Annotated in this window: 31 protein-coding genes and 2 riboswitches; of the genes, 24 read left to right on the forward strand and 7 right to left on the reverse strand. The window is 39.0% G+C overall.

Going from position 1 to position 23,271, the window contains the following annotated elements; translation table 11 throughout:
• The first annotated feature begins 151 nt into the window (after positions 1–151).
• From eutH to GH754_RS07310, 5 genes are read left to right on the forward strand one after another with little or no spacing between them, the layout of a single operon-like run.
• Positions 152–1,249: an ethanolamine utilization protein EutH gene (gene eutH / locus GH754_RS07295; RefSeq protein WP_153728050.1), complete on the forward strand. Its 1,098-nt coding sequence runs from the start codon at positions 152–154 to the stop codon at positions 1,247–1,249.
• Positions 1,249–1,425: a hypothetical protein gene (locus GH754_RS19415; protein WP_194841306.1), complete on the forward strand. Its 177-nt coding sequence runs from the start codon at positions 1,249–1,251 to the stop codon at positions 1,423–1,425. The genes eutH and GH754_RS19415 overlap by 1 nt, the downstream gene beginning before the upstream one ends.
• Before the next feature lie 21 nt (positions 1,426–1,446).
• Positions 1,447–1,950 (forward strand): GNAT family N-acetyltransferase, encoded by a 504-nt coding sequence (locus GH754_RS07300; RefSeq protein WP_153728051.1) that lies wholly within the window; start codon positions 1,447–1,449, stop codon positions 1,948–1,950.
• An 11-nt stretch (positions 1,951–1,961) separates the two neighbouring features.
• The gene (locus GH754_RS07305; protein WP_153728052.1) at positions 1,962–2,504 is read left to right on the forward strand and encodes a histidine phosphatase family protein; all 543 of its coding nucleotides are present in this window, start codon (positions 1,962–1,964) and stop codon (positions 2,502–2,504) included.
• 25 nt (positions 2,505–2,529) lie between these two features.
• Positions 2,530–3,288: a hypothetical protein gene (locus GH754_RS07310; RefSeq protein ID WP_153728053.1), complete on the forward strand. Its 759-nt coding sequence runs from the start codon at positions 2,530–2,532 to the stop codon at positions 3,286–3,288.
• A 39-nt stretch (positions 3,289–3,327) separates the two neighbouring features.
• Here the strand turns inward: GH754_RS07310 and GH754_RS07315 are convergent, their stop codons facing one another.
• Entirely contained in the window at positions 3,328–4,308 is a 981-nt protein-coding gene (locus GH754_RS07315) for a hypothetical protein (protein ID WP_153728054.1), read from the reverse strand.
• A 13-nt stretch (positions 4,309–4,321) separates the two neighbouring features.
• The gene (locus GH754_RS07320) at positions 4,322–5,053 is read right to left on the reverse strand and encodes an RNA polymerase sigma factor (RefSeq protein WP_194841307.1); all 732 of its coding nucleotides are present in this window, start codon (positions 5,051–5,053) and stop codon (positions 4,322–4,324) included.
• 188 nt (positions 5,054–5,241) lie between these two features.
• On the opposite strand from GH754_RS07320, the gene GH754_RS07325 reads away from it, so the two are divergent.
• The 4 genes from GH754_RS07325 to GH754_RS07335 all read left to right on the forward strand — a co-directional run bounded on the left by GH754_RS07325 (position 5,242) and on the right by GH754_RS07335 (position 8,589).
• The gene (locus tag GH754_RS07325; protein WP_323741894.1) at positions 5,242–6,249 is read left to right on the forward strand and encodes a C45 family peptidase; all 1,008 of its coding nucleotides are present in this window, start codon (positions 5,242–5,244) and stop codon (positions 6,247–6,249) included.
• A gap of 21 nt (positions 6,250–6,270) precedes the next feature.
• Positions 6,271–7,599: a D-serine ammonia-lyase gene (locus GH754_RS07330; protein WP_153728057.1), complete on the forward strand. Its 1,329-nt coding sequence runs from the start codon at positions 6,271–6,273 to the stop codon at positions 7,597–7,599.
• 9 nt (positions 7,600–7,608) lie between these two features.
• The gene (locus tag GH754_RS19420) at positions 7,609–7,773 is read left to right on the forward strand and encodes a hypothetical protein (RefSeq protein WP_194841308.1); all 165 of its coding nucleotides are present in this window, start codon (positions 7,609–7,611) and stop codon (positions 7,771–7,773) included.
• Positions 7,774–7,899: 126 nt separating this feature from the next.
• The gene (locus tag GH754_RS07335) at positions 7,900–8,589 is read left to right on the forward strand and encodes a GOLPH3/VPS74 family protein (RefSeq protein ID WP_153728058.1); all 690 of its coding nucleotides are present in this window, start codon (positions 7,900–7,902) and stop codon (positions 8,587–8,589) included.
• 70 nt (positions 8,590–8,659) lie between these two features.
• Here the strand turns inward: GH754_RS07335 and GH754_RS07340 are convergent, their stop codons facing one another.
• The 3 genes from GH754_RS07340 to GH754_RS07350 are packed head-to-tail and all read right to left on the reverse strand — an operon-like array spanning position 8,660 to position 10,138.
• Positions 8,660–9,061: a hypothetical protein gene (locus tag GH754_RS07340; RefSeq protein ID WP_153728059.1), complete on the reverse strand. Its 402-nt coding sequence runs from the start codon at positions 9,059–9,061 to the stop codon at positions 8,660–8,662.
• 11 nt (positions 9,062–9,072) lie between these two features.
• Positions 9,073–9,240, reverse strand: a complete 168-nt coding sequence (locus GH754_RS07345) for a toxin-antitoxin system HicB family antitoxin (protein ID WP_153728060.1) — start codon at positions 9,238–9,240, stop codon at positions 9,073–9,075.
• 58 nt (positions 9,241–9,298) lie between these two features.
• On the reverse strand, positions 9,299–10,138 hold the full coding sequence (locus GH754_RS07350) for an SPFH domain-containing protein (protein ID WP_153728061.1): 840 nt from the start codon (positions 10,136–10,138) through the stop codon (positions 9,299–9,301).
• Between the two features lie 153 nt (positions 10,139–10,291).
• A riboswitch (TPP riboswitch) is annotated at positions 10,292–10,398 on the forward strand.
• Between the two features lie 71 nt (positions 10,399–10,469).
• Here GH754_RS07350 and tenA point away from each other — a divergent pair.
• From tenA to GH754_RS07395, 9 genes are all read left to right on the forward strand, one after another.
• Entirely contained in the window at positions 10,470–11,156 is a 687-nt protein-coding gene (gene tenA, locus GH754_RS07355; protein WP_153728062.1) for a thiaminase II, read from the forward strand.
• Between the two features lie 21 nt (positions 11,157–11,177).
• Positions 11,178–11,278, forward strand: a riboswitch (TPP riboswitch).
• 63 nt (positions 11,279–11,341) lie between these two features.
• Complete coding sequence (tenI, locus tag GH754_RS07360) at positions 11,342–11,956, forward strand: thiazole tautomerase TenI (protein ID WP_153728063.1); 615 nt, start codon at positions 11,342–11,344, stop codon at positions 11,954–11,956.
• On the forward strand, positions 11,957–13,081 hold the full coding sequence (gene thiO, locus GH754_RS07365) for a glycine oxidase ThiO (RefSeq protein WP_153728064.1): 1,125 nt from the start codon (positions 11,957–11,959) through the stop codon (positions 13,079–13,081).
• Positions 13,082–13,097: 16 nt separating this feature from the next.
• The gene (gene thiS, locus GH754_RS07370) at positions 13,098–13,301 is read left to right on the forward strand and encodes a sulfur carrier protein ThiS (RefSeq protein WP_153728065.1); all 204 of its coding nucleotides are present in this window, start codon (positions 13,098–13,100) and stop codon (positions 13,299–13,301) included.
• Between the two features lie 2 nt (positions 13,302–13,303).
• Positions 13,304–14,071, forward strand: coding sequence for a thiazole synthase (locus GH754_RS07375; RefSeq protein WP_153728066.1), 768 nt, complete (start codon positions 13,304–13,306; stop codon positions 14,069–14,071).
• A complete protein-coding gene (locus GH754_RS07380; protein ID WP_323741895.1) occupies positions 14,068–15,087 on the forward strand; it encodes a thiazole biosynthesis adenylyltransferase ThiF in 1,020 nt (339 codons plus the stop codon). Before GH754_RS07375 ends, GH754_RS07380 begins: the two co-directional genes overlap by 4 nt.
• An 11-nt stretch (positions 15,088–15,098) precedes the next feature.
• Entirely contained in the window at positions 15,099–15,917 is an 819-nt protein-coding gene (gene thiD, locus GH754_RS07385; RefSeq protein ID WP_153728067.1) for a bifunctional hydroxymethylpyrimidine kinase/phosphomethylpyrimidine kinase, read from the forward strand.
• A gap of 75 nt (positions 15,918–15,992) precedes the next feature.
• Entirely contained in the window at positions 15,993–16,442 is a 450-nt protein-coding gene (locus GH754_RS07390; protein WP_153728068.1) for a hypothetical protein, read from the forward strand.
• A 131-nt stretch (positions 16,443–16,573) separates the two neighbouring features.
• A complete protein-coding gene (locus GH754_RS07395; protein ID WP_153728069.1) occupies positions 16,574–17,125 on the forward strand; it encodes a hypothetical protein in 552 nt (183 codons plus the stop codon).
• 38 nt (positions 17,126–17,163) lie between these two features.
• Here GH754_RS07395 and GH754_RS07400 read toward each other — a convergent pair whose 3' ends face one another.
• Positions 17,164–17,421 (reverse strand): DNA alkylation repair protein, encoded by a 258-nt coding sequence (locus GH754_RS07400; protein WP_153728070.1) that lies wholly within the window; start codon positions 17,419–17,421, stop codon positions 17,164–17,166.
• Between the two features lie 135 nt (positions 17,422–17,556).
• Between GH754_RS07400 and GH754_RS07405 the strand changes: the two genes are divergently transcribed.
• From GH754_RS07405 to GH754_RS07430, 6 genes are all read left to right on the forward strand, one after another.
• A complete protein-coding gene (locus tag GH754_RS07405) occupies positions 17,557–18,567 on the forward strand; it encodes a glycosyltransferase (RefSeq protein WP_194841309.1) in 1,011 nt (336 codons plus the stop codon).
• Between the two features lie 13 nt (positions 18,568–18,580).
• Entirely contained in the window at positions 18,581–19,633 is a 1,053-nt protein-coding gene (gene selD / locus GH754_RS07410) for a selenide, water dikinase SelD (protein ID WP_194841310.1), read from the forward strand.
• Between the two features lie 51 nt (positions 19,634–19,684).
• Positions 19,685–20,584: a phosphate/phosphite/phosphonate ABC transporter substrate-binding protein gene (phnD, locus tag GH754_RS07415; protein ID WP_153728072.1), complete on the forward strand. Its 900-nt coding sequence runs from the start codon at positions 19,685–19,687 to the stop codon at positions 20,582–20,584.
• Between the two features lie 11 nt (positions 20,585–20,595).
• Positions 20,596–21,351 carry a phosphonate ABC transporter, permease protein PhnE gene (gene phnE / locus GH754_RS07420; protein WP_153728073.1) on the forward strand — a complete coding sequence of 252 codons (756 nt, stop codon included), beginning with the start codon at positions 20,596–20,598 and terminating at the stop codon, positions 21,349–21,351.
• Positions 21,352–21,363: 12 nt separating this feature from the next.
• Entirely contained in the window at positions 21,364–22,098 is a 735-nt protein-coding gene (gene phnC / locus GH754_RS07425) for a phosphonate ABC transporter ATP-binding protein (RefSeq protein WP_153728074.1), read from the forward strand.
• Positions 22,099–22,182: 84 nt separating this feature from the next.
• On the forward strand, positions 22,183–22,746 hold the full coding sequence (locus GH754_RS07430) for a polysaccharide deacetylase family protein (RefSeq protein WP_153728075.1): 564 nt from the start codon (positions 22,183–22,185) through the stop codon (positions 22,744–22,746).
• A gap of 416 nt (positions 22,747–23,162) precedes the next feature.
• On the opposite strand, the gene GH754_RS07435 is transcribed toward GH754_RS07430, so the two are convergent.
• The coding region (locus GH754_RS07435) for an IS3 family transposase (protein WP_153728076.1) at positions 23,163–23,271 on the reverse strand (109 nt) is incomplete at its 5' end.

Below are 23,271 nucleotides of genomic sequence, written 5' to 3' on the forward strand. Positions count from 1 at the left end.
TTCATCATGGGAGCCGTAAAGGACTCAACCCTCCCGAAATGCGGTGCAGTTGTACTTCATAACGAAATTATATGGATTTTAGATCAATAGATTCAAATTCTCCAAAATATGTTAGCATAATAATGATAGAAACTACGAATGGAGAAAATATATGGGAATCAATGATGTCATTGTTTATATAGTAGTAGTTTTTTTAGCATTAGGGGCCATCGATAAAATATTAGGAAATCGGTGGGGCTATGGCGAACGTTTTACCGAGGGATTTATGGCCATGGGAACGTTAACTTTAGCTATGGTTGGTATTATATCATTATCACCTGTGTTAGCAGCGCTTCTTAAGCCCATTATTGCTCCTATTTATGGGCTGATAGGTGCTGACCCGGCTTCGTTTGTCAACACCATTCTAGCCATTGACATGGGAGGCTATGCACTTGCCCAAGAAATGGCCCAAACGGCAGAGGCAGAGGTATTTTCGTGGGTGTTTTTAGGGACGATGATGGGTGTAACGATTGTCTTTACTATTCCTGTAGCCCTCGGACTTATCCAAAAGGAGGATCATCCCTATTTCGCAAAGGGGATTCTAATTGGATTGATTACCGTTCCGATTGGTAGTTTAATAGGAGGTCTTGTTGGTCAGCTTAGCTTCATGATGATTCTAAAAAACCTTCTTCCAACAATTTTGATTTCCATTTTAATTGCAATTGGCTTATGGAAACATACAGAAAAAATAATAGCTGGATTTACCATTTTCGGAAGGTTCATTGAAATCATCGCCATTATTGGTCTTGCTGCAATCAGTATTGAAACCATGACAGGCTTTGTTGTCATTCCAAATATGACTCCACTTCATGAGGGAATACAAATTGTGGGAATGATCGCTTTATTTCTAGCAGGAGCATTTCCTATGGTTGCTTTTATTGAAAAAACCCTTAAAAAGCCATTAGCCAAACTGGGAGCACTCTTAGGCATAAGCGAGACTTCGACTGCAGGCCTCGTCTCATCACTAGCTCATAGTATTCCCATGCTCGTCTTATTGAAGGACATGGATCAACGAGGAAAAGTCATCAATGTGGCGTTTGCCGTTAGTGGGGCTTTTGTGTTTGGAGGGCATTTAGGTTTTGTAGCGGGGATTGAAAAGGATATGGTTTTTGCCATGATTGTCGGCAAATTATCAGGAGGGCTAAGTGCTGTTCTGTTAGCCATGGTTACACTTAGAAAAACAACTACACATACGAGGAGGAATTCGTAATGGGAATTGTGCTGTATCTCATTTCTTTATTTATTCTATATATCTTGATTTCTTCAGCAGTCAAAACAGGTATCAATAATTCAAAATTAGTTGAATTATTGGAAGAGAAAAGAGGGAAAGAGGAAGCTACTGAGCCAAAAAAGGAATCATTTCTTGATCATGATTTAGATGATTAAAATTGACAAAGGGTGAATCACATGATTATTAGATCAATCACACTACAAGATGCAGAAAAATTTATGGGTTTGATTGAGCAGGTTGAAGCTGATTCAAAATACATGCTGTTTGAAGCTGGTGAGCGGAAATTGAACCTAGAAAGACAAGCCGAAATGATTGAAGGCATTTTAAGTAAAGAAAATTCGACCATTTTAGTAGCTGAAACAGATCAAACTCTAGTCGGTTACTTAATAGCCATGGGTGGTCAGGCAAAAAGAAATAGCCATTCAGCTTACCTAGTAGCTGGCATATTATCTAACTACCGAGGTAAAGGGATTGGAACGAAGCTTTTTCATGAGCTTGAAAAATGGGCGAGAGAACGCGGACTACATCGTCTAGAATTAACAGTCGTAGCCAAAAATGATGCAGGACTTGCCTTATATCAAAAACAAGGCTTTAAGATTGAAGGAACAAAACGAAATTCTTTATACATAGACGGAGAATATGTAAATGAATATTATATGGGGAAATTATTAAAGGGGTAAGGTGAGCGGTTATGACGAAGCAAATTTACTTAATTAGGCACTGTGAGGCAGAAGGACAACCAGCAGAGTCACCATTAACATCAAATGGGCATAAACAAGCTGAAATGCTAGCGGATTTTTTCTCAAACCTTTCAGTTGACCAAATCATATCAAGTCCATATCTCCGTGCTAAAGAATCTGTAAGGCCGCTTGCGGATAAGAAGGGACTTTCATTAAAAGTCGATGAACGATTACATGAACGGATTTTGAGCACAAAAAACCTACCTTACTGGCTGCCGAAATTAAAAGAGACCTTTGTGGACTTAGATCTTGCTTTTGAAGGTGGAGAGTCGAGTCGTGTGGCAACTTCAAGAGCTATTCAGGTTATAGAAGAAACACTGACTGAAAAATATAACAGTACCCTAATCGTTACTCACGGAAATTTACTCTCCTTGATATTAAAACATTTTGATTCCAGCTTTGGATTTAAAGAATGGAAAATGCTTACCAATCCCGATGTTTTTCGATTAGATTTCACCAACAACAGTAAACCGAGCATTAAACATTTATGGTAACTTATGGTTCTAGTGAGGTGTTTACATGCAAAATAGCAACGAGATAGGTTTGATTTCACGCAAGCTCATCGCTACATTTGTATCGTCGACAGTCATATCCATCATATTGGCAGCCCAATTTTTAATGGAATCAACTCATACATATAATCTTGGGAATGCACTTATGTCCGGATCATTCTTTTATATGATGTATGTGGGAATTATCATCCTAATATACGGGAATATGGTTTCTATCGTTATAGAATTTTTCCACCGACGGATTCCATTACCAAATTGGCTATTTATTTTCATTCACGGTGTTTTTGGATTGGTGATTTGGTTTTTATTAAAGTCTTGGTTTATTGCCTTATTTGGCTTTCTAACGGCATTGTTTTATGGTGTTGTTGACCGTTGGGTTTTGAGACGTTTGGAAAAAGACAAGAGCATCAAAATGTTTTTCATCATTCCCATTCTCATTTACGCGTTATCATGGGCATCTCTTCAACTCCTATCCCCTTCGTTACCACCGTTTACGGAGGAGGATGCTGTTGAGTTTGCAACCAATAGTGAAGGCACAATCATTGATCAATTTCCTGATGAAATCGGAGCATCTTCTACACAAATCGATGGATATCAGGTTGTTCGACAGACGAGTGTTGAGAAAATAGATGATGAGGAGTATATCGTTACCTTTACAGAAACCTGGGAAAAAGGCTCAGCTACAGGCTCAAGGTTCTGGTCCTATAGGATTGGTCGGGGTGTTTTAACAGCACATGATAGTGGGGGAGATGAACCCCCATTTTAAAATCATAGCCAGGTACCATTTGAGGCACCTGGCTATGATTCATTTTAGTTCATACAACATATTTTCAAGCGTTTGAACAGCATGCTCCTCAGCTTGTTTCGCCTTGCCTAGTATTTCAATGGTTTGTTGCGCTTGTTTAGAATGGTTCGGATTTCCACCGTCAGGAAATGGATACATATTCACAAGCAATTCCAATTGAGTCACAACTTTATCGTAAAATTTACTAGCTTCAAATGCTAGGTTCTTAATTGTTTCCCCATTTTCCATCTCTTCGTCCCATTCTTGAGCTAGTTTACTAAAAAATTTAGCCGCAAACCTTCTTGCATCATGGACTACTGCTACATTATAAGCATTGCCAAAATCACTTACCTGTTGCTTTTGAAAGGCTTGAATCCAAGCGTCATAGCCTTTGATCCCATTTTCATATGGCGGGAGGTGATCTTCATGCACTCTTTGGTAGGCATGGTCAATAGCCAGCTCTAATGCGCCTTTGAGTTGTTTACTTTTATCCATTTCATTGGTGTCTTCTACCGACATGACAAACAGTTCATTAATCTGTCCACGTCCCAGTTTCTCATAGGGTAAAGTTCCATTTCCACCAGGGTCTTTAGCCATAAACTCCTTTTTATCATCGTCGTACCCGTAAATATTGCCAAACTCCGGAATAAACATATCCCAGCAAATGGCAGGAATACCTTTATCAATACTGTTTTGTATTAATGACATGGCATCTGTTAATTCCTGTGGTGAGGGAGGAGTGAAGTTAACAGTTCGAATCGCTCTACAGGTAAATCCTAGATTGCTTAGCCCTTTTCTAAAAAAAGATTCCCAGTCATATCCCGTCGGACCTGCTACATCCACATCATCTGCATTAATATTGATGCGAAAGGCATGACCTGAGTACCCCATAAATTCAATCATAGTAAGCTCCGGTTTATAATATCGACAGGCACTTAACAGCGCGGTTGCAGCTGATGTCCAGCTAGAATTATAGTTTTCACACGACAATTGTTGACTCACATGAATCACTCTTTCATAAAATTTTTGAAGAATCTAATACTCGTTTTTTCGGTAACCCGTTTTGATTCCGAGTTTCTACATGTTGCTGCACAGTAACACGTATTCGTTCACGTTGGATTTTTTGTTTTGAACGGGATAATAGATTGTATACATTGCTTACTTTAGTATCGAATAGGTCTGATATTTCTCGCGGAGACAATTGTTCAAAAAAGTATCCCTCAAAAATGGCCCGTTCTCGTTTGCTTAAACAGTGTAGCATTGTTTTTAACCCTAATAAGGTTTCCTTTCGAATTAACTGTTCAACAGGATTGAAAGACGGATTCAGGTGGACTGACTTTGACAATTTCATGAGGATATGGTCAATGTTAGCCCAATCAAACGCTACCGATTCCTCTTTTGTCAAGGAGGCAAAGGGATTTTCCCTACCGAAATTTCCTCCTCGCCGCAGCTTCATATTTCCTTGATTGGAGACAATGCGATAGAACCAGGCCGAAAATTTAGATGAATCTAACAAATGATGAATGTGCAGGAATGCATTCAATAACGCCTCTTGAACAATGTCTTCAGCTAAATAAGGGTCATGGGTCCACTTTTTTGCCCAACCATAGGCCTTAGCTCGATGTCGTCTAACTAATTCACCGAAAGCGTCAGTACGTTTTTGTTTAGCCATTTCGATTAGTGTATCGTCTGGAATGCTATATAAATCCTTCATTTCTTCTGATTCATCTTTCAATCCGTGATTCAATGTAGTTATTCCTCCTTTCATAAGGTTCTAATTTATAGATGCCATGAGTGATTTATTTCTATCATTATAATTCATAATTTTTTCACCTTTATCTATTTAACGAAAACCGACCTATATTCCTTCTAAAACAACAGAATAAATTCATTTATGGTATAATTTAGTAAATAAAATGGGGAGAGGGGATGACGATGGATCAAAATTTTCAAGTCGATATTTTACAATTGCGAAACAATCCTTATGAAATTGGTGTTCGCTTAGGAGAGTGGGTAAAGGACAAACCTATTTTTCAATCATTCAAATCGATTACAAAAACAGAAATAGACCATACCTCAATGAAACACATCCTACAAACGTATACACCTCACTTAGTAGAAGAAATTCAAGGGCTAGCAGATGGAGTGGGCGTTTCCTTTCAGAAAGCAGCAGCACTTTTTAGTGGCTATGATGTACCTAAAGTCGATGCCATGGGTTGCACAGCTTTTGTCAACCAACACTTTTATGTGCGAAACTATGATTTTTCACCTGAACTATATGATGGGATTTTCACATTAGTGCAACCAAACCAATCAAATGCTATAGCAGGATACAACCTGCAGCTTTTAGGGAGACATGATGGTGTCAACGAGCAGGGGCTAGTAGGGGGAATACATTTTGTTAGCAATGTTGACTATCGAAAAGGATTTTCGGCATGGACTAGTCTAAGAATGGTATTAGATGTTTGTTCAACGGTAGACGATGCATATCATTTATTAAAGGAACTCCCACATGCTGCATGCTACAATTTTTCATTAGCCGATCAACACGGGAACATGGCTGTGGTTGAGGCGAGTCCTGAGCAAGTGAACAAACGTAGCCATCCTTCCTCCATGTATTGTGTCAATCGTTTTCAAACGAAACCGATGGAAGATAAAAATCGTAGTAATATAGAAGGGTCATTAAAGCGGGAATCCTTTTTGGAAACCATAAAATCAGAAAGTCACGAGGAGTTATTCAATCTTTTTAGAAATATAGACTCACCTCTATTTTTCACTGATTATGAGGAATTGTTTGGTACGATACATACCTTTTCCTATTCATTCCATAATTCTAGAATTCTAACAACCATTGCCCAAGGACATGAACCTCTCGATATTGATTTTCGAAAATGGTTGAATGGCCATGATGTCAAAGAGGATACAATGAAAGGCATGATTTGATTGATTTTTTGAACAGAAAGGATGAGCCTATTGGTATTTTCTTCGACCGAAATCCAAAAATGGCAAGAAAAGCATCCGTTATTAAAAAAGATTCTCCAACATGAGCCCGTATTTTGGCAAAACCCGAATGAGATTTCTGAATATAAGTTAAGTCAGCTGCCAGTAGTAAAGTCAGAAATGCTCGCGGCCGCTCAGCTTTGGGAACGCTTTGCACCTTATTTTGCTGCAGAATTTCCAGAAACAATTGAAGGTGTTATTGAATCATCCTTAAAAAACATACCCAACATGAAAAAAATGCTAGAGAAAGAGTATTCGTCCTCTATTGATGGTGAACTCCTTTTAAAATGTGATCATCAACTACCCATCGCGGGTTCAATCAAAGCTCGTGGTGGTGTATATGAGGTCCTTCATTTTGCAGAGACATTAGCCTTAAAGACTGGACTTATCGATTTTCATGATGATTATCAAGCATTCTCTAATCCCGCGTTTAAGCAGCTTTTTCAAAAATATACCATAGGTGTCGGCTCAACCGGAAATTTAGGCTTAAGCATTGGAATCATGAGTGCTAAGCTTGGCTTTAACGTAAATGTTTATATGTCAAAGGATGCGAAGCAATGGAAAAAAGATTTACTTCGTTCCAAAGGGGCAAATGTTTTAGAATTTAAGGGTGATTTCAGCAAAGCAGTAGATGAGGGAAGACGGAGGACCCATGCAGACCCTGATGGATATTTTATAGATGATGAAGACTCAAAGCACCTGTTCCTAGGCTACAGTGTGGCTGCTTTAAGGCTAAAAGACCAATTAGCTGATAAAAATATAAAAGTTGACCGTAATCATCCACTCTTTGTTTATTTACCTTGTGGAGTAGGAGGTGCTCCTGGTGGGATTAGCTTTGGTTTGAAACAGGTGTTTGGGGACAATGTTCATTGTTTCTTTGTAGAACCAACCCATTCTCCATCTGTATTAATCGGGTTGGTTACAGGAGAAATGGACCGTGTTTCCGTTCAGGACTTTAGGGTAGATAACCAAACTGAAGCAGATGGATTAGCCGTGGGGCGTCCGTCAAAATTTGCTACTGAGATAAGCGACAAGCTCGTGAGTGGCATATATACGATTGAGGATGATGAACTGTTTAGGCTCCTCGCCTTACTTGCTGATCAAGAAGGTCATTATGTTGAACCATCGGCCACAGCAGGGCTACTTGGTCCAGTTATGATTCAGCAATCAAATTATGATAAACGCCATAAAATTCATCCACAACATGTCACTCATATTAGTTGGGCAACCGGCGGATCTCTTGTACCTGATAAGGATATGAACGTGTTTTATCAAAAAGGGAAAAACAATTGAGGTGATCACTTGTCAGATTCAAAGAAAAAGAAATGGCCTCAGGGGTCAGGGATAGGGGCTGGTCTAGCTATCGGAGTTGCCATTGGTGTAGCAATGGATAATATCGCCATCGGAGTTGCCATCGGAATAGCCTTAGGTGCCGGCATTGATGGAAACAATCATAAAAAGAAATAACGAACATCATATGTAATGGGCTATCTTTTCCTAATAATATCCAAATCAGAAAGGTACCAAAGCGTATTGAAACCTTTTAGCTGTTGAATCGTATATAAGAGTAGCCACTTATGGGAGGTTTCAATCATGTTATCTACTATGGAAGAGCTTTTATTAATAGCCATTGACGATGAAACAGGTCAAATGAATGCATCAGAATCGATTCACTTCGGTTTAGCAGGGGCAATCATAATGGAGTTAACATCTAAAGGTTGTTTAGATTATCAAAAGGGTAAATTGGTATTTTTAGATCAAACCGATGCTGGCGATAAACTGTTGAATGAGTCACTTGCTTTTTTAAGGGAGAAGCATAACAATGGAAAACTACGAAATTTAAAATACTGGGTAGAAAAACTAGGAAATGAAATACACAGGAAAAAACTACATTTATCTTATATTGACCGTTTAATCGACAAGGGGATTATCAAGCAAGAAGAGACGAAATTCCTTTTCTTTTTTACCAAGGATGTTTATCCTTCGCTTAAAACTGGGAAGGAAAATGCGATTCGAGCAAAAGTGAAAGAGGCAGTGTTGGATGATAGTCAAGAGGTTGATGAACAAACCATGGTTTTAATAGGCCTCTTAAAAGCCTGTAGTCTTGCCAAGACAATCTTTAGCAAAGATGAATATAAAATAGCAAATAAGAAAATAAACGAAATGATGAAAAATAACCCACATGGAAAAGCTGTTTCTGATACGATTCAAGCAATGGAAGCAGCAGTAATTGCTATTATAACCGCAGCCACTGTAATATCCACGACAAGTTCATCATCCTAAATAAAAGCAAAGGAACCTTTCATAAAAGAGGTTCCTTTGCTTATTTTAAGACAATTACGCCTTTTACTGTTTAAGTCAAACTATACCCAAAGTAATAAATACTAAACACTAAAATATATACCGTTTCAGCATACAATAAAAATTGGCCTAATTTTGATTTTTGAAGCTCCTTAATGTTATAGGTGAATTTATACAGTTCTAAGGTAATCAAGATTAAGGAAATGATGATGACAATAAAATTTTTCGTAATCGCCGTGGCTATAAAGTAGAGTAACCATTTAAAGATAAATGCTCCGACAATTAACAATCCGATTTTTTTCCATTTACTTAATAGTATCTGGTTGTCATCAATCTCCTTTAAATCCTCCTTAACCTGCTTTCGTTCCCTAATGGTTGAAAATTTGTCTAATAACAGAAAGATGCAAAAGATAAATAGAAGGATATCCTCTAGGTTCCAGGTAGAAAAATTCATCTTTTTTCTCCTTATTTATTTTTCCAATCTTCCGGCATTCGCCCAGCCTTTTTAGCTGCTTCACGCAACAAAAATTCCACGTGACTGTTTACACTACGAAATTCATCCTTTGCCCAAATCTGTAAGACTTCATACAGCTTTGGATCAATTCGAAGTGGAAAATTCTTTTTTTTAGCCATGCAAAACCCTCATTTTTATACCCCAGGGATAACTTGGAGTATCTTTATTGATAAAGACTTAAAGACTTCCCGTATTCACAACAGGTTGTGTTCCTTTTTCTGACACAATGGAAACGAGTAAGTTATTAATCATGGTCACTCGGCGTTCATCATCCAAATCCACAACCCCATCCTTTTCAAGACGGTTAATGGCATCCTCTACCATGCCAACTGCTCCATCAACAATTAGTTTTCTAGCTGAAATAATGGCTGATGCTTGTTGTCTTTGGAGCATCACCTGGGCAATCTCTGTCGAATAGGCGAGATGTGTTAACCTAGCTTCCATTACCTCAACGCCAGCAACTTTAAGACGGTCCTGTAATTCTTTTGTGAGTTCATCAGATACTTCGGAGGCATTTCCTCGTAACGATAGAGTATGATTGTCAAAGGTATCATAAGGATATTTCGTTGCGACATGGCGAATAGCTGTCTCACTTTGTATTTCAACAAACTGTTCATACTGATCCACATCAAATACCGCTTTCGCTGCATCCACGACCTTAAACACAATTACAGCAGCAATCTCAATCGGATTTCCTTCTACATCGTTGACCTTGAGTCGCTTGCTGTTAAAGTTGCGAACACGTAAGGAAATAGTACGCCGTACCGTAAACGGAATCGTGACAAAGATTCCAGCCTCTCGAATACTTCCCATATATTTCCCCAAAAATGTTACAACCACAGATTGATTCGGTTGTACAATTGTGATACCTGTAGCTAAGGAGCTTGCTAGGATAAAAATCACAATCGCAGGGATAATTTGTCCTTGAAAAAAGACATACGTAGCTCCCCCTAATAAACAAGCAATCAGCAAAATCCCCATAAAACCATTTAATGTCCAAGCCTTTCTCTCCTGCATTCCTCCACTCTCACTTTCATTTCATATTTATATTAAAATGATATCACTTTTGGTTGAATATGTAAATTGAAAGATATCAATTTAAGGTGAAACTTAGCTATTGTTTATTGACAACCAACTAATACATGGTAAAATTTAAGTAAATTCATATGAATGCACCACTAGGGGAGCCTTATGTAAGGCTGAGATTAAAGTGAACTTTAAGACCCTCAGAACCTGATCTAGTTCAGACTAGCGTAGGGAAGTGGAGATGATCTATATAATCTCTCAAGCAACCACTTCTCTACGCAATAGGGAAGTGGTTTTTTAATGTTTACAAAGGAGGCTACATATGAAGTTTTCACAGTTGGTAAAGGAAGAAGCAAAAGCTTATTGGGAATCCAGTTTTAATCATCCGTTTGTGAAAGGAATCGGGGATGGTACACTACCATTAGAAAACTTTCGCTATTATGTGATGCAAGATTCTTACTATTTATCTCATTTTGCTAGAGTACAATCGATTGGTGCAGCAAAAGCAAAGAAGCTTGAGACTACTAATCGAATGGCCGCACATGCCCAAGGAACCTACCAGGCCGAAATGGGGCTCCATGAAACCTTCTCCAAACTTTTAGGGATTACGAAGGAGGAGCAGGAAAGCTTCAAGCCATCACCAACCGCCTATGCGTACACATCCCATTTGTATCGTGCTGCATACAATGGGCATTTAGGGGATATCATTGCAGCTATTTTACCTTGCTACTGGCTTTATTACGATATCGGAGAAAGATTAAAGGACTCTAAACCTGATGAGCCGATTTATCAAGAATGGATCTCAGCCTATGGCGGTGACTGGTTTAAAGCATTAGTAGAAGAGCAAATTGATCGATTGGATGAGATTGCTGAACAAGTAACCGAGCAAGACCGACTACAAATGAAGGAACACTTTCTCATTAGTAGTTCCTATGAGTATTTATTCTGGGAAATGGCCTCCCAAAAAGAGTCCTGGCCACTTGCATCTAAATTAAGCTCTTCTAACTAGTAAAATAACAACATAAAATGACAGTAGCACTAGGGGAGTCAAACGACTGAGATGGACATATCCAGACCCTTAGAACCTGATCTGGCTTCAAAACCAGCGTAGGGAAGTGGCAGCTATAGGATACCTTTCTATACATACACCACTCCTTACTTAGGAGTGTTTTTTATTTATGAGGAGAATGTGGTATGAAGAATGGGAAACTTCACGTTATTACGAATGGAAAACAGTCAAACGACAAGCTCATAAATATTGCTAAAATTATTCATCCTTTCATTGATGCAATTCATATACGTGAAAAAGCCAAAACAGCGCAGCAAATCTATCATCTAGTTCAACAGCTCTATAAAAACGGAGTGCCGTCATCAAAATTAATCATCAATGACCGGGTGGATGTTGCACAAGTATGTAAGGTGAAAGGGGTACAACTAGCCTATCATTCTTTGCCTGTACAAGAGGTCAAGGATAGCTTTCCGAGTTTACAGGTGGGCTGTTCCTGTCACAGTCTAGAAGAGGGGGGAAGGGCCCAACGGAACGGGGCTCAATATATTTTATTTGGACATATTTTTACATCTAATTCCAAACCAGGGGTGCCACCAAAGGGGTTAAAAGCTCTTTCTAGGGTAAGCCGACAACTAGATATCCCCGTTATAGCAATCGGGGGTATAACTCCAAAACATGTATCCCAAGTGATGAAGGCTGGTGCTTCGGGCATTGCGGTAATGAGTGGGGTGTGGGAGGCACGTGATCCACTCAATGCTGTTCAGTCATATAAAAAACATTTAATAGATAGGGGGAGTTAGATGAGTCAATTCTATGATGCAATCGTCATTGGTGGTGGGGTGAATGGTGGTTCTGTTGCCTATCAGCTTGCGAAAAGAGGGAAAAAAGTTTTGGTCTTAGAGAAAGATCGAATAGCCAGTAAAGCATCAGGTGCAGCAGCCGGAATGATTGCTGCCCAGGCAGAATTACAGGATGATGATCCATTGTTTCAACTCGCACGAAAGAGTAGAAAGCGTTTTGCTAGTCTTGCAGAAGAGCTTAAGGATTTAAGTGGCGTTGATATTGAATTGATTAATAAAGGGATGTATAAAGTTGCCTTAACAGATCAAGAGGTGCACGAATATAAGCAAATTATTGACATCCAAAAACGAGCTGGGGAGCATGCAGAGTGGGTGACAGGAGACGAGGTTCGGAAACAAGAAGCAAATGTATCTGATGACATATTAGGAGCTATGTATATTGAACATGACGGGCACGTATCAGCACCACAGTTATCCCAAGCTTTTATTAAATCAGCTGCAGTTCTTGGCGTTACCATTCAAGAATTTGTAGAAGTACAATCCATACTATTTGAAGGTGAGCAGGTTGTAGGAGTAGCAACAAACGAAGGTGAATACAAGGCCGAAAATATCATAGTGACAGCAGGCGCCTGGAGTAGTTCGTTTTTACGTCAGACGGAGCTGGACTTACCTGTTTATCCTGTAAAAGGAGAATGCTTTTCCGTTCGAACCCATCAGCCTCTATTAAAGAGTACTATCTTTTCCCATGGGTGCTATCTTGTCCCGAAAAAAGGGGGACGAATCATCGTTGGTGCTACGGTAAAACCACATACTTATAATCAACAGGTAAGCGTGGAAGGGGTTGCTGGGTTATTAGAAAAAGCGAAACATCTCCTTCCTTCTATCGGAGAAGCAGAATGGGATCAAACGTGGGCAGGAATTCGACCACAAACAGCTGATGGACTTCCCTATTTAGGTGAACACCCAACATACAATGGATTGTTTGTCGCAACAGGGCACTTTCGTAACGGCATTCTTCTGTCACCTATAACAGGCGAGATTATGGCAGATTTAATTGAACGAAAAGAACCAGCAATTGATGTTCATCCTTTTCGATTAGATCGCCTAACCGCAACGAATGTTTAGATGGGAGGAGTAACATATGCGTTTTTTTATTAATGGAGACCAGGTTGAGGTCCCAGCATCTGTTCAAACAGTGGGAAGTCTGTTAGAGCATTTTGATATCGATAACAAAGTCGTGATTGTGGAGCATAATGGAAATATTTTATCTAAAGATACACAAACGGAACAAAAACTTGAGGACGGGGACCGTTTAGAACTCGTTCATTTTGTAGGAGGCGGATAATCATGTTAAAAATTGGACCTTATGAATTTTCTTCAAGACTATTATTAGGTACAGGAAAATACCCAAATTTTGATGTGCAAAAAGAAGCAGTAGATGTTTCCGAGACTGAGGTTTTAACTTTTTCAGTACGTAGAATGAATATTTTTGAGCCTAATCAACCGAACTTTTTAGAAAAGCTAGAAGTAGAAAACTATACCTTACTTCCGAATACAGCAGGAGCAAAAACAGCTGAAGAAGCAGTTCGTACAGCAAAGCTAGCGAAGGCAAGTGGATTATGTGACATGGTTAAAGTAGAAGTCATTGGGGACCAAAAAACATTACTCCCCGACCCTATCGAGACATTAAAAGCATCTGAAGAGCTATTGAAGGAAGGGTTTATTGTCCTACCATATACTTCGGATGATGTTCTCCTTGCTAAAAGACTAGAAGAAATAGGCTGTCACGCCATTATGCCGGGAGCGTCTCCAATCGGCTCAGGACAAGGCATCGTAAACCCATTAAATCTGGAGTTTATTATCGAAAACGCCAATGTGCCAGTTATTGTTGACGCGGGTATTGGTTCACCTTCAGATGCTGCGACGGCTATGGAGCTAGGTGCTGATGGTGTGTTATTAAATACAGCTGTATCAGGTGCAAAGGATCCTGTGAAGATGGCCAAGGCAATGAAGCTCGCGATTGAAGGTGGAAGACTTGGCTATAAGGCTGGTCGCATTCCGAAAAAACGTTATGCGACAGCAAGTAGTCCAACGGAAGGAATGAGTATTGGGTGAGTGAGCGTTATTCCCGTCAAGAACTATTTGACCCTATCGGAAAAGAAGGACAGATGAAAATTCAACAAAAGCATGTGTTAATAGTTGGTGCAGGTGCACTAGGCACGGGGAGTGCAGAGGCACTAGTGAGGGCTGGCGTGCAAAAGATTACAATTGTGGACCGGGACTATGTAGAGTGGAGTAATCTCCAACGTCAACAGCTCTACCATGAACAGGATGCAAGAAACAGACTCCCAAAGGCTGTGGCGGCAAAGCGGCGACTCACGGAAGTCAATTCTGAGGTTGAAATCGATGCGCGAGTAATGGATGTAGGGGTTGAAGAAATTGAGGAGCTAAGTCGTGATATCGACTTAATTATGGATGCGACGGATAATTTTGATATTCGCATGATGATTAATGATATGTCACAAAAAGCGAATATACCTTGGATCTATGGTGCTTGTGTAGGTAGCTATGGAATTAGTTATACGATTATTCCAGGGGAAACGCCTTGCCTGCAGTGCATACTTGAAACAGTTCCGATCGGAGGATTAACGTGTGATACGGCCGGTATTATTAGTCCAGCCGTTCAAATGGTTGTCTCTTATCAAGTATCAGAAGCAATGAAAATATTAGTAGAGGATTTTCAGTCGCTTAGAAAAAAGCTTGTCTCCTTTGATTTATGGCAAAATCAGCATACGTTTATTCAAATTGACAAGATAAAAAAACCGAATTGTTTATCATGTGGTCATGAACGTACATATCCGAATCTATCCTTTACCAATCAAACGAAAACAGCGGTTTTGTGTGGCAGAGATACCGTCCAGATTCGCCCAGCAGAACCTGTTGAGAGAGATTTGGATCACCTTACACAAGCTTTATCTATTGACGGTGAAATTGACGTGCAAAATCCATATTTATTATCAGTGGATATAAATCAACATCGTCTAGTCATCTTTAAAGATGGTCGAGTACTCATTCACGGCACAAAAGACATTTCAGAAGCAAAGTCATTATACTATCGCTATCTCGGTTAAGGAGGAGAAATATGGATGTAGCAAAAGCACTAACAATAGCAGGCTCAGACAGTGGTGGAGGGGCAGGTATTCAGGCGGATTTAAAAACCTTTCAGGAGCTAGATGTTTTCGGAACTTCAGCCCTTACAGCTGTAACAGCTCAAAATACACTAGGCGTACAAGGAGTCTACCCCTTATCTGTTGATGCCGTAAAGGAGCAAATTCAGTCTGTAGGAACCGATATAGCTCCGGGCGCTCTAAAAACTGGTATGCTTTTTAGTAGTGAAATCATTCGAACCGTTTCCGACATGATACAGGAGTTTCAATGGGAAAAGCTAGTGGTTGACCCTGTGATGATTGCCAAAGGGGGCTCTGCTTTACTACAGAAAGAGGCCATTAAATGCCTGAAAAAGAATCTTATCCCTCTGGCATATTGCATCACCCCTAATTTGCCTGAGGCTGAAGAAATTGTCGGATTTTCCATCACAAATAGAGAACAGCAAGAGCTGGCAGCACAAAGCATTTATAAGATGGGAGCAAAACATGTCGTTATAAAAGGGGGTCATGGTGATGGCGAGCAAGCTACCGACCTTTTATATGATGGTGAAGATTTTCATTTCTTCACAGCCTCTCGAATTCAAACGAAACATACACATGGGACAGGGTGTACTTATTCTGCCGCCATTACAGCAGAATTAGCAAAGGGGAGGCCAATATATGATGCAGTGTCAACAGCTAAATCCTTTATCCAGGATGCAATTGAGAATCAGTTAGGTATAGGTGCTGGTCATGGACCAACCAATCATTGGGCCTATCAAAAGAGAAAGGCTAATCAACAAATCTCTTTTTGACATAACTTGACAAATATGTCGAAAAATCAAACAAACGTTTGATTGAATTTTTAGGAGGGGAATGGAGGGAGTGATTTGAATGATCGCAATTCAAATGTTTGGTCTCGATTTAAAGGGAAATTGGCCGAGAAATATATCTCCATTCCTATTACTCGCAACATGATTCAAAAACTGGTGGAACAAAATAAGCCAAATGTTATAAAACATATACGAATCGATTTTGACAATAATCAGCACTTGATTGTAGAAGGAAAAGTAAAAAAACTAATCGAAATTCCATTTATTATCAAGTTAAAGCCTTTAAAACCTTTAGGGAGAAAGCTAGTTTTTGACATTGTACATATGAAACCAGTTCAAAATCAGATTATCAACAGAATGATATTGAATCGTTCACCTCTAATGACATATCAACAATCATTGATCCTTGACTTAAATCAAATGAACAAAATTAAAAAGATTCCTTTTGGCAATATTAAAAGATTTGAAATCAGGGATCAAAAACTCTGGTGTGGAATTGGAGTATAAATGTTTAGGTCTATAATTAATGTATAGTTAAAAATTATTTTAATAGTTTAACATTTTGCCAAATTATTTACATTTCACCCCCCTAGGTTTACACTGTCATCTGTAGAGATAAATATAGGGGGTTAAGAAAAGTGAAAAAATTATTTTTATTACTAAGTATTGCACTTGTGTTCGTTTTAGCGGCTTGTGGAAGTTCATCTGATGAAAACAGTGCTGAAGATGCAAACGCTTCAGAAGACACAACAGAAGAGCCTTCTGAAAACAATAAAGAATTGAAGTCTGCACTATTGAAAAATCACATGGAGGTTGCAAACACCGTTCGCAACAACTATAAAAAGATTAATGATTATGTTGCAGCACTTAATAATGAAGAAATCAAAGCTGAAGAACTAGAAGCTCTAAAAGCAGATGCTGTTGAAGCAGCTGAAAAGGCAGTATCAAACGTTGATGCCTATACATTTGTGAAAGAAGAAGGCTTAACTGATGATGCAAAGGCAACATATGAAGAAGCAATCGGTGACGTTAAGGGAGCTTTCGAAGCTTATCAATCAGCTTTAGAATCAGACTCAACTGACTTCACAACAGCAGAAGAAAAACTGGCTGGCTATACAGAAAAGGTTGGAGCGCTTTTCGAAGAAGTAGGACTATCTAGTTCAGCTGATTTAGCAAAAGAACTTCAATAGTAAATGAAAAAACAAGCTTGGAATCCAGGCTTGTTTTTTTAATTGTGATTTTTTTGATTAAACTCAGCATGTTTAATAAAAGATCGTTCATCCTCAATCAACCCACATACACCACATTGCACCTTATATTCAGGCCCCTTATAGGTAACGTGCATGATATCTACATTATCTTCAGCAAATTCCGTTAACACATCACCTGATTGAGGGTCTAATTTTACAGGTGTTGCCTTTTGTTCAATAATGTTAAAACGCGAACGATTGGTTCTGCAATTTGGACATAAATAAGGACTAGCCATTAATAGCACCTCCACATGCTTATTATTCTAAAATTATTAATCATTATGCACTTCGAGTTAAAAAACATTTTACACATTCACCATTTTCATCTACATTAAATATGCTAAAGTATTTAAAGAAAAGGATGAGTTTTAATGAAAGCATTAATGGTAGCCCCTAATTACCACCAGGCTCGAGGTAATACGGTCACTGTAAATCGTATGGCTGATGGTTTAAAGAGTTTAGGGGTTCATATAGACATCATTTCTCATACAAATGGAAAAACAGAACAGCCTATTCCAGAGGCTGACATTGTCCATGGTTTTCATGCGTATCGATTTTACACATTTATGGAAAAACTAAACGAAGACATACACCCCTATGTCTTAACCATTACAGGGACAGACTTGAATCATGACCTGTTCGATGGTAACAAGCGCGATCAAGTGGTAAAAACACTACAAGGTGCCCGTGCTATACATGTCTTTGATAAACAAGCCAAACATGTACTTAATCAAGAAATTCCCGATATAAAGTCAAAAATTTATGTGATTCACCAAGGGACGAGTTTCTTACCTAAATCAGAACTTAAGGTTCAAAGGGAGAAAGACACTTTCTTATTTGTACTGCCAGCTGGAATTAGAAAAGTAAAGAATGTACCATCGGCTATTCACATGCTACAGAAGCTTCGTCGGGAATTTCCTTTTATACGTTTATGCATCGTCGGGCCCGTTTTAGAAGAACAAGAAGGAGAGTTGATTCGAAAACTTGTATCTGAACATGATGAATGGGTCCAGTACTTAGGCGAGGTGAAACACGAAAACATGGGCGCTATTTATGAACAAGCAGATACAGTGTTGAATACCTCGATATCTGAAGGACAACCAGCTGCTATCCTAGAGGCAATGAATTATGGTCTACCTGTGGTTGCGGCCGATAACCATGGGAATCGTAGTATTATTCATCAAGGTGAAAATGGCTTTATTTATCACAGTGAAGACGAATTCCTTGATTATGCCGAGAACATCATTAATAATAGTAATCTGAGAAGAATAGTTGGAAATTCGGCTAAACATTACATCTCTACATATCACTCTCGTAAGTATGAGGCTGAAAAACTATTCGACATGTATCAGAATGCAGTTAAAAATAGTAAGAAAGGTTAGGGGGCTTTTTTATATGTCTAAGAGAGACGAAATTATTAGGTTAACAACTTTGACTACAAAAGGTGGCTGAGGATGCAAAATAGGTCCTGAAGACCTGTCGCAGGTTCTGCGGCACATACCTAAATCTGAGCCAAATCCAAATTTATTAGTAGGGTTAGATACTTCTGATGATGCAGGAGTTTATAAAATTAATGATGATACAGCGCTAGTACAAACTTTGGATTATTTCACACCAATTGTCGATGATCCATATATGTTTGGCCAAATTGCAGCTGCTAATGCTTTAAGTGACGTTTATGCAATGGGTGGTAAGCCCATTACGGTAATGAATATTGTCGGTTTTCCAATTAGTAGTTTGGATAAGAGTATTTTAGCCGAAATCCTAGCTGGCTCATCAGATAAGGTTCGTGAATCTGGAGCTGCACTTGTCGGTGGACATTCTATTGACGATCAAGAGCCTAAGTTTGGCTTATCTGTAACAGGAACCATTCATCCAGATAAGATTCGTGCCAATGTAGGGGCAAAACCAGGTGATAAGATCATTTTAACCAAACCAATTGGTATCGGTATTCTAACAACGGCTATAAAGCGTGATTTATTAGATGAAGAAGATTTAAATCGAGTGATGGCTGTTATGGCTACCTTGAACAAGGATGCAGCAGAGGCCATGGAAGGTTACAATGTTAATGCATGTACAGATGTTACAGGCTTTGGCTTACTAGGACATACACTGGAGATTGCGGAAGGCAGTGACGTTGGGATTACTATTCAAAGTCAGGAAGTACCTGTTCTCCCTAAGTCAAAAGAATTAGCTGAACAAGGAGTTGTCCCCGGAGGTTCAAAGAAAAATCGCAAGTGGCTTTCAGACCGAATTGACTATGATTCAAGTGTGAGTGAGATTGACCGAACCATATTATGTGATGCGGTCACATCAGGAGGTCTGCTCATATCAGTACCAGAGGAGGAAGCAGAAGCACTCCAAAATGAACTTCAATCAAGACAGGTTGAATCGGCCATTGTTGGTGAAGTTACAAAAGAAAATAAAGGAAGAATTAAGGTATTATAAAAGGACTCCACTATGAGTCCTTTTCTTCCATAAACACGAAAGGTGGTCATCATGAAAAAAATATTTTTTTACACGATAGGAATTTTAACTATTCTTTTCCTTGCTGCTTGTGGCAATACCGAAGATGACAATAATGCAGAGCAAGAAACGGGAGGGGATTCCTTTTCCATCGGTGTTATTCCTGCCCAAACTGAAGGAGCCATGGAAGGAGCGATGGAAAAGCTACAATCCATTTTATCAGAGGATTTAAATCGTGAAGTCACCGTTGATGTGTATCCCGATTACAATGGAGTTGTGGAAGCATTAAACTACGATAAAATTGATATGGCTTATTTAGGACCGTTAACTTATGTCATTGCACATGAAAATAGTGGAGCCAAGGCTATCATCACACAACTGATTGATGGTGAGCCATTTTATTACTCCTATATGATTACCCATAAGGATAATCCATGGAATTCTTTAGATGATTTGTTAGATAACCCAGGAGAAATTGATTTTGCCTATGGTGATATTAATTCAACATCTGGCTCCTTAATTCCAAGTATCGAGTTACAAAATCGTGGCGTCTATGAGTCTGAGGATGAGCATGAATTTAATTCTGTTCGCTTTACAGGCTCGCATGATGCTACTGCGCTAGCTGTTCAAAATCAACAGGTTGATGCAGGAGCGATAGACAGCGCGATTTACAATCAGTTAGTTGAGTCTGGGAAAATAGATCAAAATCAAATAAAGAAAATATGGCAATCAGATAAATTATTCCAATATCCATGGACTGTACACAAGGATACGGATGAGGAAACCATTGAAACACTTCAACAATCCTTCCTCGATATTGAGGATCAGGAAATCTTAGATGCGTTTGGTGCATCTGGATTCACGAAGGCTAGTAACGAAGACTATGAAAGTATTCGACAAGCAGCGCTTAAACAAGGAATCATTGAAGAATAGAGCTGATTAGATTGTGGTTTAAACGAAGTAGTATAGTAACCTTTCTTTTGTTAATTCTGTTTATTTATTTGAGTATGAAACAAACAGAATTTGATTTATCCAAGTTTGCAGACTTTCGAAATATGATTGACTTTTTGTCTCAATGGTTCCCGATGGATACATCAAATCTGCCGAGAATAATTGAGGATTCGATTTTAACCTTGGCCATGGCCTTTCTAGGGAGCTTTCTAGGATTGCTCGTGGCCTTACCTATTAGTTTTTTAGCAGCCTGGAACACTGCACCGTCACGTTTTTTATATCAAATAACCCGAGTGATATTAAGCTTTGTGCGTTCCATACCTGAAATTGTATTTGGTCTTATTTTACTTACTGCACTCGGACTTGGACCATTCCCAGCTGTTTTAGCAATCATGTTTCACAATATTGGGGTTTTAGGTAAGTTAGTTTCAGAGCTAATAGAAGCTTCAGATCCAGGCCCACAGGAAGCCATGAAAGCAGTTGGGGCAAAGAATGGCTTGGCCAATTTATTCAGCATTCTACCTCAAATTTGGCCTAATGTATTATCAAACTATTTTTATCGCTTTGAAGTGGCCATCCGCACCTCGCTTATTTTAGGATTTATTGGTGGCGGAGGAATTGGTCAACGTCTATTTAATGACTTTAAGACCTTTCAATACCCAGCCGTTTCGTTGGATGTCTTTGTTATTATGATTATTGTGATTGTGGTGGATTTGCTTGGCAATATAGTCCGAAAACGAGTCATATAAGGAGTAAGATTTATGTTAGATATACAAAATTTATCTGTACAATACGCTGGCAATGACCAGGCCGCTTTATCCGATGTGAACTTATCCTTTAAACGAGGAGAATTTGTTTGTGTATTAGGTAAAAGTGGAGCTGGGAAGTCGACATTAATCCGGTGTATTAATGGGCTACTCAAACCAACGAATGGTGAAGTTCACTTTGATGGCAAGGCAATCACAATGTTAAATGAAGCAGACTTACGACAGGTGCGGAGAGAAATGGGGATGATTTTTCAGCATTTTAATTTAATCCCTCGTTTAACGGTCCTCCAAAATGTATTAACTGGGACATTTGGTTACCGAAGTAGTTTTCGGAATTTGATTGGCTGGTTTTCATCAGAAGAACTAGAAAGGGCCCACCGTGTGATCGCGGATGTCGGACTGACTGATCAAACGAAGAAGAGGGTGGAGCGTTTAAGTGGTGGACAAAAGCAACGAGTGGGAATTGCACGTGCTTTGCTTCAACGTCCAAAGGTGTTACTAGGAGATGAACCAGTTTCAAGTCTGGATCCTGGGACGTCTAATCATATTTTTACTTTACTCAAAAAAATCCATGATCAACACCAACTGTTAACGTTAATCAATGTCCATGATGTGAACCTAGCCAAACGCTATGCAACAAGAATTATCGCAGTTACAAATGGAAAAATAACCTTTGATGGTGCACCAAACGACTTTAACGAAGAGGTCTTTGAACTCACTTATCAGTAAAATAAGGAGGGATTGAGGTTGGCGAATTGTCCATGAGTAGTCGATCACACAGGGGTCGTGTACGACTCTAAGGATGAAAACGTGATGACGAAGGTGAATACGAGCAAAGAAAAATCTGTCGTCTTAACATTTGATGATGGTCCTAGTAAGATTCTTCCTAGTATTTTAGATTGCCTACGAGAAGAAAATGTACCCGCTATATTCTTCTGGCAATCACGTCTTTTATATGACAAAAGGCCGTGGAAACGGGTGTTAGAAGAAGGACATCAGATTGGGACTCATTCATCGAAACATGTAAATCTTGTCAATTTGCCTTATGAAAATCAGCTTAAGGACATTAAGCAAAGTGTAGAGCAAATCGAAGGTATAACCGGTCAACCCGTCAAATTTTTCCGACCACCATTTGGTCAGTACAACGATGATACCATACAAATAGCTCATGAGCTTGATCTTAAGCCGGTACTATGGAGAATTTCTTCAATGGATTGGGAGCTAAAGGGTAATCCAGGTCTCATCATAAATAATGTGGTGGAAAACTTAGAAGACGGAGCGATTATTTTATTACATGAGCTATCCCAGACTCTTGAGATTCTACCTGATTTGATTGAAGGTATAAGGGAGCAGGGTTACCAATTTACCTTATTATAGAAGAAGGCTATATTCTCGGATTATGATACGAGAAATATAGCTTTTTTTATTGGTGTGGATCTATACGTGCTCTATTGGTGGTGGACTTGGGGATTTGATCAAAGGCGTTTGTGACTGAATTAGATAGGATATAGAAAGGAATATGACAGTGATTGACCAGATTATTGTGAGATGACTGAATAATTGGCAATCTAACAAAATAATGCTGCTAGATGACTGGATTATCAGTAGTACAGAAATGATTCTAATTCCATAAGACCGAATAAACTATAAAACAGACTGGATCTCCCTCATTCTTACCATATATAATAAGAGGATTTAAAAGAAAGCAGTGGAATATAATTATATAAAGGGGGAATACATATTGAATAAAAGACGTTTCTTTAGGTGGTTACCCCCAAAAGTTAGAGTTTTTATTATGCAGCTGATTGGCTGGATTGAGTTCGGTATTCAACTGGACTCAATCCAGCCAATTTTTCTTTTGATCGTTCATGGTTGTACCAGTAAATATATTCTTCTATCTGT

Origin of the sequence: Salinibacillus xinjiangensis (assembly GCF_009649735.1) — a bacterium.
GTDB classification, from domain to species: Bacteria; Bacillota; Bacilli; order Bacillales; family Alkalibacillaceae; genus Salinibacillus; species Salinibacillus xinjiangensis.

Excerpts from the sequence above, each read along its gene's own strand:
- eutH (WP_153728050.1), top strand. The coding sequence starts at position 152 with ATGGGAATCAATGATGTCATTGTTTATATAGTAGTAGTTTTTTTAGCA.
- GH754_RS19415 (WP_194841306.1), top strand. The coding sequence starts at position 1,249 with ATGGGAATTGTGCTGTATCTCATTTCTTTATTTATTCTATATATCTTG.
- GH754_RS07300 (WP_153728051.1), top strand. The coding sequence starts at position 1,447 with ATGATTATTAGATCAATCACACTACAAGATGCAGAAAAATTTATGGGT.
- GH754_RS07305 (WP_153728052.1), top strand. The coding sequence starts at position 1,962 with ATGACGAAGCAAATTTACTTAATTAGGCACTGTGAGGCAGAAGGACAA.
- GH754_RS07310 (WP_153728053.1), top strand. The coding sequence starts at position 2,530 with ATGCAAAATAGCAACGAGATAGGTTTGATTTCACGCAAGCTCATCGCT.
- GH754_RS07325 (WP_323741894.1), top strand. The coding sequence starts at position 5,242 with ATGGATCAAAATTTTCAAGTCGATATTTTACAATTGCGAAACAATCCT.
- GH754_RS07330 (WP_153728057.1), top strand. The coding sequence starts at position 6,271 with ATGAGCCTATTGGTATTTTCTTCGACCGAAATCCAAAAATGGCAAGAA.
- GH754_RS07335 (WP_153728058.1), top strand. The coding sequence starts at position 7,900 with ATGTTATCTACTATGGAAGAGCTTTTATTAATAGCCATTGACGATGAA.
- GH754_RS07340 (WP_153728059.1), bottom strand. The coding sequence starts at position 9,061 with ATGAATTTTTCTACCTGGAACCTAGAGGATATCCTTCTATTTATCTTT.
- GH754_RS07345 (WP_153728060.1), bottom strand. The coding sequence starts at position 9,240 with ATGGCTAAAAAAAAGAATTTTCCACTTCGAATTGATCCAAAGCTGTAT.
- GH754_RS07350 (WP_153728061.1), bottom strand. The coding sequence starts at position 10,138 with ATGCAGGAGAGAAAGGCTTGGACATTAAATGGTTTTATGGGGATTTTG.
- tenA (WP_153728062.1), top strand. The coding sequence starts at position 10,470 with ATGAAGTTTTCACAGTTGGTAAAGGAAGAAGCAAAAGCTTATTGGGAA.
- tenI (WP_153728063.1), top strand. The coding sequence starts at position 11,342 with ATGAAGAATGGGAAACTTCACGTTATTACGAATGGAAAACAGTCAAAC.
- thiO (WP_153728064.1), top strand. The coding sequence starts at position 11,957 with ATGAGTCAATTCTATGATGCAATCGTCATTGGTGGTGGGGTGAATGGT.
- thiS (WP_153728065.1), top strand. The coding sequence starts at position 13,098 with ATGCGTTTTTTTATTAATGGAGACCAGGTTGAGGTCCCAGCATCTGTT.
- GH754_RS07375 (WP_153728066.1), top strand. The coding sequence starts at position 13,304 with ATGTTAAAAATTGGACCTTATGAATTTTCTTCAAGACTATTATTAGGT.
- thiD (WP_153728067.1), top strand. The coding sequence starts at position 15,099 with ATGGATGTAGCAAAAGCACTAACAATAGCAGGCTCAGACAGTGGTGGA.
- GH754_RS07400 (WP_153728070.1), bottom strand. The coding sequence starts at position 17,421 with ATGGCTAGTCCTTATTTATGTCCAAATTGCAGAACCAATCGTTCGCGT.
- GH754_RS07405 (WP_194841309.1), top strand. The coding sequence starts at position 17,557 with ATGAAAGCATTAATGGTAGCCCCTAATTACCACCAGGCTCGAGGTAAT.
- phnD (WP_153728072.1), top strand. The coding sequence starts at position 19,685 with ATGAAAAAAATATTTTTTTACACGATAGGAATTTTAACTATTCTTTTC.
- phnC (WP_153728074.1), top strand. The coding sequence starts at position 21,364 with ATGTTAGATATACAAAATTTATCTGTACAATACGCTGGCAATGACCAG.
- GH754_RS07430 (WP_153728075.1), top strand. The coding sequence starts at position 22,183 with ATGACGAAGGTGAATACGAGCAAAGAAAAATCTGTCGTCTTAACATTT.